Consider the following 11,866-nt stretch of genomic DNA (forward strand, 5'->3'; position numbering starts at 1 on the left):
GCAGGTCGCAGCACGTCAGACAGAAGGTCGAGGATGACCCAGCAGACCACACCACCCGTCGTCGAGATGACCGGTATCAGCGTCGAGTTCCCGCCGGTCACGGCCCTGGACGGCGTCGACCTCAGCCTCCGCCCCGGCGAGATCCACGCCCTCATGGGCGAGAACGGCGCCGGTAAGTCCACCCTGATCAAGGCCCTCACGGGCATCCATGCGCCGACGGCGGGGACCATCCGCGTGGACGGTGTCGAGCGCCGGTTCTCCGGCCCCGCCGATGCCCGGGCGCACGGCGTCAGCACCGTGTACCAGGAGGTCAACCTCTGCGAGAACCTCACGGTCGCGGAGAACATCATGCTCGGCGCCGAGCCGCGCGTGCTCGGTGGTCTGAACTGGCGGGCGATCCGCCGGCAGGCCGCCACGCACCTGCGGCGGATGGGCCTGGACATCGACCCGGGCTCCTCGCTGGGGTCCCACTCGCTGGCGGTGCAGCAGCTCGTCGCGATCTGCCGGGCCACGGTGGGGGACTGCAAGGTGCTCATCCTCGACGAGCCCACCTCCAGCCTGGACACCGACGAGGTGGCGCGGCTGTTCGACGTCATGCGCGGCCTGCGCGACGACGGCGTCGCGATCCTGTTCGTGAGCCATTTCCTGGACCAGGTCTACGAGGTCTCCGACCGGATGACGGTGCTGCGCAACGGCGCCCGGGTGGGGGAGTTCGTGACCGCCGACCTGCCCGCCGCCGAGCTGGTGCAGCACATGATCGGCCGGTCCATGGACGTGCTGGAGGCCGCGGAGGAGGTGCTGGAGCAGGCCGAGCGGCCCGCCGACGCGACGCCGCTGCTGCAGGTGGTGGGCCTGGGTCGCAAGGGTTCGGTACAGCCGTTCGACCTCGACCTCTACGAGGGCGAGGTGGTCGGCCTGGCCGGCCTGCTGGGCTCGGGCCGCACCGAGCTGGCCCGCCTGCTCACGGGCGCCGACCGGGCCGACGCCGGACAGGCCCGCGTGGCCGGCCGGGCGACGCGCCTGCGGAACCCGCGTGCGGCCATGCGCCACCGGATCGCGTACACGTCCGAGGACCGCAAGGGCGAGGGCGTCGTGGACGGTCTGACCGTGCGGGAGAACATCGTGCTCGCGCTCCAGGCGGAGCGCGGCTGGATGCGGCCGCTGCCCCGCAGGCAGGTCGACGAGCTGGTCGCGAAGTACATCCAGCAGCTCGGTATCCGACCTGCCGACCCGGAGGCGCTGCTGCGCAACCTGTCCGGCGGCAACCAGCAGAAGGTGCTGCTCGCCCGGTGGCTCGCCACCGCGCCCAGGCTGCTCGTGCTGGACGAGCCGACCCGCGGCATCGACGTCGGCGCCAAGGCGGAGATCCAGAAGCTGGTGGCCGAGCTGGCCGCCGACGGCATGGCCGTCGTCTTCATCTCCGCCGAGCTGGAGGAGGTGCTGCGCATCTCGCACCGCATCGCGGTGCTGCGCGACCGCCGCAAGGTGGCGGAGATCGACGGGGCGGGAGCGACGATGGACCAGGTGGTCGATCTCATCGCAGGGGGTGGCCGGGAATGAGGGACGTCCTGCGCCACCACCTGTTCTGGCCCGTCGCGGCGCTGGTCGCGCTGCTGGTGGCCAACACCGTCGCCCGGCCGGGCTTCCTGGCGGTCACCGTCCGGGACGGGCACCTCTTCGGCGCCCCGGTCGACATCCTGCGGACGACGGCGCCCCTGCTGCTCGTCGCGCTCGGCATGACCCTGGTGATCGCGACGCGCGGCATCGACCTCTCGGTCGGTGCGGTGGTCGCGGTCTCGGGGGCGGTCGCGCTGTCGCACATCGCGTCGTCGCCGGACCCGGACTCGCCGGTCACCGTGCTCACGGCGGTCGCGCTGGCCCTGGTGCTGTGCCTGCTGCTGGGCGTGTGGAACGGATTCCTCGTCTCCGTGCTCGGCATCCAGCCGATCATCGCCACGCTGATCCTCATGACGGCGGGCCGTGGTGTGGCCATGCTCATCACCGGCGGCATGATCACCACCGTCAACAGCGCGCCGTTCAAGACGCTGGGCTCCGGGTTCTGGCTCGGCCTGCCCGCCGCCGCAGTCCTCGCGTTCGGCGTGTTCGCCGTGGTCGCGTTCGTGGTGCGGCGCACCGCGCTCGGCATGCTGCTGGAGGCCACGGGCATCAACCCGGCCGCGAGCCGGCTGTCCGGCGTACGGTCCCGCACGCTGACCTGGACCGTGTACACGGCGTCGGGCCTGTTCGCCGGCCTGGCCGGGCTGCTGATCAGCGCTGACACGATGGCGGCCGACGCCAACAACGCCGGCCTGTTCATCGAGCTCGACGCCATCCTCGCGGTGGTCATCGGCGGGACGGCGCTCTCGGGCGGCAAGTTCAACCTGTCGGGCACCCTGGTGGGCGCGCTGGTGATCGCCACCCTGGAGCGGACCGTCACCGTGCTCGGCATCTCGCCGCTGGTCACGCCCCTGTTCATGGCGCTGGTCGTCATCGCGGTGACGCTGCTCCAGTCGCCTCGGATGCGGGAGCGGCTCACGGCCGCGCGCCGCCGCCAGGTCATGGCGCCGGCGGGGCCGCCGTCCGCCGCCCGTCCTGGCCCGACACCCGGCCCGACACCCGGCTCGACGCCTGGCTCGAATCCTGGCTCGGCTCCCGACTCGACGGAGGTGAAGGCCTGATGACGACGTCGGCCCCCGCCCGTACCCCGCGCATCCGCCGCGGGCTGCGGCTCCCCGCCCGGCTGGACCGGCGCTACCTGCCGGTGCTGGGCACGTTCGTGGTGCTCGCCCTGATGCTGATCGTGGGCGGCACCCGGTACGAGAACTTCCTGACGCCCGCCGTGATCTCCAACCTGTTCATCAACAACGCGCACCTCATCGTGCTCGCGGTGGGCATGACCTTCGTGATCCTCACGGGCGGCATCGACCTCTCGGTCGGTGCGGTGCTGGCGCTGTCCACGGTGATCACCGCCGCGCTGCTCCAGGCCGGGCTGCCCGTGGCCGTGGTGATCCCGCTCGCCGTGGGTGCCGGGACGGTGATCGGCCTGGCGCACGGCGTGATGATCCAGTACTTCCAGGTGCAGCCGTTCGTGGCCACGCTCGCGGGCATGTTCCTCGCGCGCGGGCTCTGCTTCCTCATCGCGCCCGAGTCCATCGCCATCGACGACCCGTCGTTCGTGGCGCTCGCGAGCTGGGTGCAGATCTTCGGTGAGTGGCGCATGACCTCCAGCGTGCTCATCGCGCTGATCGTGGTGGGCCTCGGCTTCCTGGTGCTGCACTTCACGCGGTTCGGCCGCACCGTCTACGCGATCGGCGGCGGCGAGCAGTCCGCGCTGCTCATGGGCCTGCCCGTGGCCCGCACCAAGGTGCTCGCCTATGTCGTCAGCGGCACGTGCGCCGGGCTGGGCGGGCTGCTGTTCGCGATGTTCTCCCGGTCCGGCTACTCGCTGACCGGCGTGGCCATGGAGCTCGACGCCATCGCCGCCGTGGTCATCGGCGGCACGCTGCTGACCGGCGGCACCGGGTTCGTGCTCGGCTCCGTGCTGGGCGTGCTGGTGCTGGGCCTGATCCAGACCATCATCACCTTCGAGGGCACCCTCAGCTCCTGGTGGACCAAGATCGTGATCGGCGTGCTGCTGCTGATCTTCGTGGCCCTCCAGCGGGTGCTGAGCCTCCGCCGCACGTGACCACGTATCCGACTCGCCGTCCGGGTGCGCCCGGGCGGATATCCCGCGCCACCCGCGCTTCGAGCCCACGGGACGACCCCCAGCCCGTACGGTTGACCCGTGAGCAAGCTGCCCGAGGACGTCCGGGAACGCCCGATGCCTGATCCTGACGAGCTGCGGCAGCTCGTCGCCGAGCTGCGCCGCCTGGTGCTGACGTACAAGTTCGGGATCGACGAGGTCATGACCAAGATCTCGATCCTGCGCGACGAGTTCCGGCACATGCAGAACTACAACCCCGTGGAGCACGTGGGCTCCCGGCTCAAGTCGTTCGAGTCGATCGTGGCCAAGTGCCGTCGCAAGGGCATCCCGCTGACGCCGGAGGGCGTCCGCGAGCAGATGTTCGACATCGCCGGCGTGCGCATCACGTGCAGCTTCGTCAACGACATCTACCTGGTCCGCGACATGCTCCTGGCGCAGTCGGACATGACCCTGCTGGACGAGCGCGACTACATCAAGCACCCGAAGGCGACCGGGTACAAGTCGCTGCACCTCATCGTGCAGATTCCCGTGTTCCTCTCCGACCGGGTGGAGAAGGTGATCGTCGAGATCCAGCTCCGTACCATCGCCATGGACTTCTGGGCGAGCCTGGAGCACAAGATCTACTACAAGTACGACGGCGACGTGCCGCGCCACCTCACCGACTCGCTCAAGCTGGCCGCCGACGTCGCCTGGTCGCTGGACACCTCGATGGAGCGCATCCACGACGAGGTCAAGGCCATCTCGGGCGACGAGGAACCCGTCGCGAGCCGGCACAACCTGCACACCCCCGAGGAGATGCTGCGCGACTTCTGGCGGGCAGCGGAGGCCGACGGGGGCTTCGGGTTCGACAGCAAGCCCTGACCCGCCGTGCCGGGTCCGACGTGCTGGTCATCTCCGTGACCTGCACGTCGGACCCGTGCTCAGGACGAGGCGAGCGAGCCGGACAGAGCGGTCCACGACTCCGGCGGCAGAGTCACCGTGGTCGTGGCGCCGTGCCCAGGAGCGACCCGGCCGGCCACGTCGAACGCCCCCCAGTGATCCTGGACCACCTTTGCGGCGTGCTCCGGCCCGGCCACCGCGGGCTCGTGGTCCGCGGTCATGGACCAGCCCTCGGTGATCTCCAGCGCCGCGCCCGGATGGGCCACCTCGACGTCGACCGCCTCGGGCGAGCGGTTGGTCAGGAACAGGGCCACCGCCCCGTCCGCCAGCGTGGCCGCCGCGGTCACCGCCGGGACCTCGCCGTGGGCCTTGGTCGTGAGGGTCGGCGTGGACACGCGCAGGTCGAGCGCCTCGCCCTGGGCCAGCCGCGCCGTCGTCGCGAACGGGTGGAACGTGGGCTGCCGCCACGCCTCGCCGCCCGGCTCGGTCATGATGGGCGCGATCACGTTGACGAGCTGGGCCAGGCAGGCCACCGGTACGCGGTCGGCGTGGTTCAGCAGCGTGACCAGCAGGTCGCCCACCACCACGGCGTCGAGGCCGGAGTAGACGTCCTCGATGATGCGCGGGGCGTCCCGCTGGATCGGCAGGTTCTCCTCGCCGGGGAACCGGGTGGTCAGGTACCAGACGTTCCACTCGTCGAAGCTGATGGTGATCTTCTTGTCCGAGCGGCGCTGCGCCCCCACGGCGTCGGCCGAGGACACGACCCGTTCGATGAAGCGGTCCATCGCGGTGCCGGAGCCGAGGAACGACGTGCGGTCGCCGTCGACCTCCTCGTAGTAGGCGTGCATCGAGATGTGGTCCACCAGGTCGTAGGTGTACTCCAGGACGGTGCGCTCCCACTCGCCGAACGTGGGCATCTGCATGGACGACGAGCCGCAGGCGACGAGCTCGATCGACGGGTCGACGAGCTTCATCGCGGCGCCGGTGTTCCGGGCCAGCCTGCCGTACTCGTGCGCGTCCTTGTGGCCGATCTGCCACGGGCCGTCCATCTCGTTGCCCAGGCACCAGAGCTTGACGCCGTAGGGCTTCTCCCGGCCGTTGGCGATGCGCAGGTCGGCCCAGCGGGTGCCGGCCTCGCCGTTGCAGTACTCCAGGAGCGCCACGGCCTCCTCGACACCGCGCGTACCGAGGTTGACGGCCATCATCGGCTCGATGCCCTCACGCTCGGCCCACTGCAGGAACTCGTCCGTGCCGACGAGGTTGGGCTCGACCGTACGCCAGGCCAGGTCGAGGAACGGCTTGCGCTGCTCCACCGGCCCGACGGCGTCCTCCCAGCGGTAGTTCGACACGAAGTTGCCGCCGGGGTACCGGACGGTCGTGACGCCCAGCTCGCGGGTCAGGTCGGCCACGTCACGGCGGAACCCGTGCTCGTCCGACGTCGGGTGGCCGGGCTCGTGGATGCCCGTGTAGACCGCGCGGCCCAGGTGCTCCACGAAGGAGCCGAACAGGCGGCGGTCGACCGTGCCCACGGTGAAGTCGGGGTGCAGCAGGACGCGGGTGGGGGAGGTCGTCATTGTTCCTCGCTGATGTGTCGGGGCGGTTCTACAACGTTGCACATTAGCGGATGGCCGACGGTGCAGCGATGCCCGTCCTCTACCCTGTGGAAAAACTCGCCCGACCGGAGGCTGGCAGCGTGGCCGTGACGATGCACGACGTGGCGCAACGCGCCGGCGTCTCGATCAAGACCGTGTCCAACGTGGTGAACGGCTACCCGTACATCCGCGCCGCCACCAAGGAGCGCGTCGAGGCCGCGATCGAGGAGCTGGGCTACCGCGTCAACATGTCGGCCCGGAACCTCCGCACGCGGCGCACCGGACTGATCACCCTCGCCGTCCCGGAGCTCTCGCTCCCGTACTTCGCGGAGCTCGCCGACGCCGTCATCTCCGCGGCGGACGCCGCCGGCTGGACCGTGCTCATCGAGCAGACCAGTGCCAGCCGCGAGCGGGAGACCGAGGTGCTGTCGGGCCGGCGCCGGCACCTGACGGACGGGCTCATCTTCTCGCCGCTGGCGCTCGGGCCCGACGACCTCCCCCTGTTCTCCGTGGACTTCCCGCTGGTCGTCCTGGGCGAGCGGGTGTTCGGCGCGCCCGCCGACCACGTGACCATGAACAACGTGGCCGCGGCCAAGGCCGCGACGCTGCACCTCGCCTCGCTGGGCCGACGCCGGATCGCGCTGATCGGGGCGCACGCGGAGGAGCGGGTCGGCTCGGCCGCGCTGCGCACCGAGGGGTATCGCGCCGGGCTCGAGGAGGCCGGGCTGCCGTTCGACCCGGCGCTGGTCGGGGAGGCCGTGCCCTGGCACCGCCAGACCGGTGCCGAGACCATGAGCCGCCTGCTCGACGACGGCGTGGAGATCGACGCCGTCTTCGCGCTCAACGACGCGCTCGCGCTCGGCGCCCTGCACGCCCTGCACGCGCACCGGATCGACGTGCCGGGGCAGGTCGCGCTCATCGGGTTCGACGACGTCGACGACGCCCGCTACTCGGTGCCCGCGCTCTCGTCGGTGGACCCGGGGCGTGACCAGATCGCGCACACCGCCGTCGAGCTGCTGCTGGAGCGCATCGCCGCGACGGGCGAGCCCGCGCCGTTCCGCAGGGTGGTGCCGGACTCGCGGATCGTGGGGCGGGAGTCCACCGGCGAGGGCGGCGAGGTGGTGGGCGTGCAGAAGGGCGGCACCGAACCGGTCGTCGCCGACCTCACCTGGGCCTGACCGTCCGGCGGCGGAGACCGTGCTGCTGCTCACGAGTGGCGCGACGTAGGGCGACGTCGTCCTGGCGCGGGGGCGTCCGGTACCGGTGCGCCGGATTCAAGAGTTGATCCAAGAGTTGACTGTATCGATGCCGTAACCATCCAGGAAGTTCTCCATACTCAGGCCCTACCACGGCTACCGTGATCCCCGTCACCAACGGCCGTGGCGGTTTTCAGCCGACGCGGTTTTGACCAACGGGCTTGTGAGCGTTCACAATCTGTTGCGTTCACAAAGTGAAGTCGGCCGGGGTTGCAGAGACGTGCCCGGGCACACACTCGAAGAGGAGAAGTCATGGCAAGGAAGCTGTGGGCTACGCGTGGTCTGGCCGCGCTGGCAACGGGCGCTGTGGCCGTGTCGCTCGCCGCGTGCGGCGGTGGCGGCGCCGGCGGTGGCGGTGCCGGCGGGAACGGTGGCGGGGACGGTGAGGCGGGCGGCCTCGTCGGCGTCGCGATGCCGACCCAGACGTACGAGCGCTGGATCGCGGACGGCGACGCCGTGAAGTCCGGCCTCGAGGAGGCCGGTTACGAGGTCGACCTGCAGTTCGCGGGCGACGACATCCCCACCCAGCAGCAGCAGATCGACGCGATGATCAACAAGGGCGCCGAGGCGCTCATCATCGCCTCGATCGACGGCACCGCGCTGGGCAGCCAGCTCGAGGCCGCTGCAGCGGCGGACATCCCGGTGATCTCCTACGACCGCCTGATCCGCGACTCGGAGAACGTCGACTTCTACGTCACGTTCGACAACTACCAGGTGGGCGTGCAGCAGGGCACCTCTCTGCTGACCGGTCTGGGCATCCTGGACGAGAACGGCGAGGAGGCTGCGGACGCGCCCGAGGGTCCGTTCAACATCGAGCTGTTCGCCGGTTCGCCCGACGACAACAACGCCGGGTTCTTCTTCGACGGCGCGATGTCGGTGCTCCAGCCGTACATCGACGACAAGACCCTCGAGGTGCCGTCCGGCCAGACCGACTTCGGCACGGTCGCGATCCAGCGCTGGGAGCAGGAGCGTGCGCAGAAGCGCATGGAGGACCTCCTGACCTCGACCTACACCGGCGGTGACAAGAACATCGATGGTGTGCTGGCCCCGGCCGACGTGCTCTCGCGGGGCATCCTCACCGCCCTGCAGAACTCCGGCTACGGCGAGGGCGACCTCCCGATCCCGGTCGTGACCGGCCAGGACGCCGAGGCTTCGTCGGCCAAGCTCATCCAGGACGACGTGCAGTACTCGACGATCTTCAAGGACACCCGCCTCCTCGCCGAGCAGGCCGTTGTCGCCGCCACGTCGTTCCTTGAGGGCAACGAGCCCGAGGCGAACGACACGGAGACCTACGACAACGGCGTGAAGGTCGTGCCGTCGTACCTGCTGCCCACGGTGATCGTCACCAAGGACAACCTGCAGGCCGAGCTCATCGACTCGGGCTACCTCACCGAGGACGAGGTCGCCTCCGGTCAGACCGACTGAGCCTGACCGCTCGGTAGCACCGTCCCGCACCGCCGACCTTCCGTGGCGGCCTGCCGGGGCGAGTCGATCGACTCGCCCCGGCAGGCCCCCGGGACGGCCCGGCGTCGGACCACCGCAACATCACTGCTGGCGACAAGTACGCGACAAGGACTGGCATGGCCGATTCGGCGCCGACCGACATCCTCGAGATGCGCGGCATCACCAAGACATTTCCCGGGGTCAAGGCACTCCAGGACGTCAACCTCACCGTCCGCCGGGGCGAGATCCACGCGATCTGCGGCGAGAACGGTGCGGGCAAGTCCACCCTGATGAAGGTGCTGTCGGGTGTCTACCCGCACGGCACCTACGAGGGCGACATCGTGCTCGACGGCGAGACCGCCGAGTTCGGCAGCATCAACGACTCCGAGGCGCGGGGTGTGGTGATCATCCACCAGGAGCTCGCGCTCGTCCCGTACCTGTCGATCGCCGAGAACATCTTTCTCGGCAACGAGCGTCGCCGGGCCGGTGGCACGATCGACTGGAACAAGACCAACGCCGAGGCCGCCGAGCTGCTGGCGCGGGTGGGCCTGAGCGAGTCGCCCACGACGCCCATCTCTGCACTCGGCGTGGGCAAGCAGCAGCTCGTGGAGATCGCCAAGGCGATCTCTAAGGACGTGCGGCTGCTCATCCTCGACGAGCCGACGGCGGCGCTGAACGACAACGACTCCGAGCACCTGCTCGGCCTGCTCCGGCAGTTCAAGGAGCAGGGCATCACGTCGATCATGATCTCCCACAAGCTGGCCGAGATCGCCGAGATCGCCGACACCACCACGATCATCCGCGACGGCCGTTCGATCGAGACGTTCGACATGGCCACCGCGGGCGACTCGTCCGACGCGATCCAGGACCGCATCATCCGCGGCATGGTGGGTCGCGACCTCGACAACCGGTACCCCGACCGCGAGTCGCACCCCGGCGAGGAGGTGCTGCGCGTCGAGGACTGGACGGTCTACCACCCGACCCAGCCTGGGCGCGTCGTCGTCGACAAGGCGAACCTGACCGTGCGCGCGGGCGAGGTGGTCGGCATCGCTGGCCTCATGGGCGCCGGGCGCACGGAGCTGGCGATGTCGCTGTTCGGCCGGTCGTACGGACGGGACATCTCCGGCAAGGCCTTCCTGCACGGCAAGGAGGTCGACGTGCACAGCGTGCCGGCTGCCATCCGGTCGGGCATCGCCTACGTGTCGGAGGACCGCAAGCAGTACGGCCTCAACCTCATCGAGGACATCAGGCGCAACATCTCCGCGGCCGGTCTCGGCAAGCTGTCGAAGAACGGCTTCGTGGACGAGAACGAGGAGCTCAAGGTCGCGGAGGAGTACCGCGCGTCCATGAATATCCGCACCCCGAACGTGCTGGTGGAGGTGGGCAAGCTCTCGGGCGGCAACCAGCAGAAGGTCGTGCTGTCCAAGTGGCTGTACACGGCGCCCGAGGTGCTGATCCTCGACGAGCCCACGCGTGGCATCGACGTCGGTGCCAAGTACGAGATCTACACCATCATCAACGAGCTGGTCGCGGCGGGGAAGGCCGTGCTGGTCATCTCCTCGGAGCTCCCTGAGCTGCTCGGGATCTGCGACCGCATCTACACCCTGGCCTTCGGCCGCATCACTGGCGAGGTCGACGTGCCCTCCGCCACCCAGGAAGGACTCATGGCCCTCATGACGCAGGAGACCACGCAGGAGGCGACGGCATGACCGGCATCGCCAACATCCGGGAGCTGCTCACCCGGAACATCCGCACCAGCGGTATCTACATCGCGTTCGTGGCGATCATCGTGCTGTTCTCGGTGCTCACCGACGGCATGCTGCTCAGCTCGCGCAACCTGACCAGCCTCGTGCTGCAGTTCTCGTACATCCTGATCCTCGCCATCGGCATGGTGATCATCATCATCGGCGGGCACATCGACCTGTCGGTGGGGTCGGTGGTCGCGCTCACCGGCGCCGTGGCGGCCGTGCTCGTGATCCGGAACGGGATGCCCTGGTGGGTCGGTGTGCTCGCCGCCATCGGGACGGGCCTCCTGGTAGGGGCCTGGCAAGGGTTCTGGGTGGCCTACGTCGGGATCCCGGCGTTCATCGTGACGCTGGCCGGCATGCTCCTGTTCCGTGGCCTCACGCTCGAGGTGCTCAACAACGTCTCGCTGTCGCCGTTCCCCGCGGAGTACACGAGCATCGCGACGGGCTTCCTCAACGGCCTGCTGGGCGGCTACGGGTACGACACCTTCACGCTCGTCATCTTCGCGATCGGGGTGCTGGGCTTCGCGTACAACTCGTGGCGCAACCGCCGCGCCCGGATCGCCTACAACCAGACGGTCGAGGCGCCGGTCCTGTTCGTGCTGAAGCTCGTCGTGGTGGCCGCCGTCGTCATGTGGTTCGCGTGGAACCTCGCGACCTACCGTGGCCTGCCGGCCGTGTTGATCATCCTGGCCGTGCTGGTCCTGGTCTACACCCTGGTCACCAAGCACAGCGTGTTCGGCCGCCACGTGTACGCCATCGGTGGCAACCTCGCCGCGGCCCAGCTCTCCGGTGTCCGCGTGAAGCGCGTCAACTTCTGGATGTTCGTGAACATGGGCTTCCTGGCGGCGATCGCGGGCGTCGTGTTCTCGGCACGGTCCAGCGCCGCCCAGCCGGCCGCGGGCAACATGTTCGAGCTCGACGCGATCGCCGCGTGCTTCATCGGTGGCGCCGCGGTGACCGGCGGTATCGGCACCGTGACGGGCGCGATGGTCGGTGGTCTGATCATGGCCGTCATGTCCAACGGCATGTCGCTCATGGGCGTCGACCAGTCCACGCAGCAGATCGTCAAGGGCATCGTGCTGCTCCTGGCCGTCGCGTTCGACGTCTGGAACAAGAAGCGGGCCGCAGCGACCCGCTGACCCCTCACCCCTGCCGAGACGGAACGGTGGGGGGGGGGGGGGGGGGGCGCCCCCCCCCCGCGCCCGCGCCCCCCCCCCCCCCCCCCCCCGGCGGCCCCCCCCCGGC

The 11,866-nt window shown here is 69.8% G+C and carries 9 protein-coding genes; 8 read left to right on the plus strand and 1 reads right to left on the minus strand.

Features of this window, described 5'->3' with window-relative positions; genetic code table 11:
- Nucleotides 1–33 precede the first annotated feature (33 nt).
- From ACIG47_RS22755 to ACIG47_RS22770, 4 genes are all read left to right on the plus strand, one after another.
- Nucleotides 34–1,560: a sugar ABC transporter ATP-binding protein gene (locus ACIG47_RS22755; protein WP_397433324.1), complete on the plus strand. Its 1,527-nt coding sequence runs from the start codon at nt 34–36 to the stop codon at nt 1,558–1,560.
- On the plus strand, nt 1,557–2,678 hold the full coding sequence (locus ACIG47_RS22760) for an ABC transporter permease (protein WP_397433325.1): 1,122 nt from the start codon (nt 1,557–1,559) through the stop codon (nt 2,676–2,678). The genes ACIG47_RS22755 and ACIG47_RS22760 overlap by 4 nt, the downstream gene beginning before the upstream one ends.
- Nucleotides 2,678–3,685 carry a galactofuranose ABC transporter, permease protein YjfF gene (gene yjfF, locus ACIG47_RS22765; RefSeq protein ID WP_397433326.1) on the plus strand — a complete coding sequence of 336 codons (1,008 nt, stop codon included), beginning with the start codon at nt 2,678–2,680 and terminating at the stop codon, nt 3,683–3,685. Before ACIG47_RS22760 ends, yjfF begins: the two co-directional genes overlap by 1 nt.
- A 99-nt stretch (nt 3,686–3,784) precedes the next feature.
- Nucleotides 3,785–4,564: a GTP pyrophosphokinase family protein gene (locus tag ACIG47_RS22770; protein WP_397433327.1), complete on the plus strand. Its 780-nt coding sequence runs from the start codon at nt 3,785–3,787 to the stop codon at nt 4,562–4,564.
- Between the two features lie 59 nt (nt 4,565–4,623).
- Here ACIG47_RS22770 and ACIG47_RS22775 read toward each other — a convergent pair whose 3' ends face one another.
- Nucleotides 4,624–6,156 carry an alpha-N-arabinofuranosidase gene (locus ACIG47_RS22775; RefSeq protein WP_397433328.1) on the minus strand — a complete coding sequence of 511 codons (1,533 nt, stop codon included), beginning with the start codon at nt 6,154–6,156 and terminating at the stop codon, nt 4,624–4,626.
- Nucleotides 6,157–6,275: 119 nt separating this feature from the next.
- Between ACIG47_RS22775 and ACIG47_RS22780 the strand changes: the two genes are divergently transcribed.
- The 4 genes from ACIG47_RS22780 to mmsB all read left to right on the plus strand — a co-directional run bounded on the left by ACIG47_RS22780 (nt 6,276) and on the right by mmsB (nt 11,760).
- Nucleotides 6,276–7,352 (plus strand): LacI family DNA-binding transcriptional regulator, encoded by a 1,077-nt coding sequence (locus ACIG47_RS22780; protein ID WP_397412990.1) that lies wholly within the window; start codon nt 6,276–6,278, stop codon nt 7,350–7,352.
- A gap of 330 nt (nt 7,353–7,682) precedes the next feature.
- Nucleotides 7,683–8,855, plus strand: coding sequence for a multiple monosaccharide ABC transporter substrate-binding protein (gene chvE / locus ACIG47_RS22785; RefSeq protein ID WP_397433329.1), 1,173 nt, complete (start codon nt 7,683–7,685; stop codon nt 8,853–8,855).
- A 155-nt stretch (nt 8,856–9,010) separates the two neighbouring features.
- Nucleotides 9,011–10,582 carry a multiple monosaccharide ABC transporter ATP-binding protein gene (gene mmsA / locus ACIG47_RS22790; RefSeq protein WP_397433330.1) on the plus strand — a complete coding sequence of 524 codons (1,572 nt, stop codon included), beginning with the start codon at nt 9,011–9,013 and terminating at the stop codon, nt 10,580–10,582.
- The gene (gene mmsB, locus ACIG47_RS22795; RefSeq protein WP_397433331.1) at nt 10,579–11,760 is read left to right on the plus strand and encodes a multiple monosaccharide ABC transporter permease; all 1,182 of its coding nucleotides are present in this window, start codon (nt 10,579–10,581) and stop codon (nt 11,758–11,760) included. Before mmsA ends, mmsB begins: the two co-directional genes overlap by 4 nt.
- Nucleotides 11,761–11,866 lie beyond the last annotated feature (106 nt).

This window comes from Promicromonospora sp. NPDC052451, assembly GCF_044547525.1.
Lineage (GTDB): Bacteria > Actinomycetota > Actinomycetes > Actinomycetales > Cellulomonadaceae > Promicromonospora.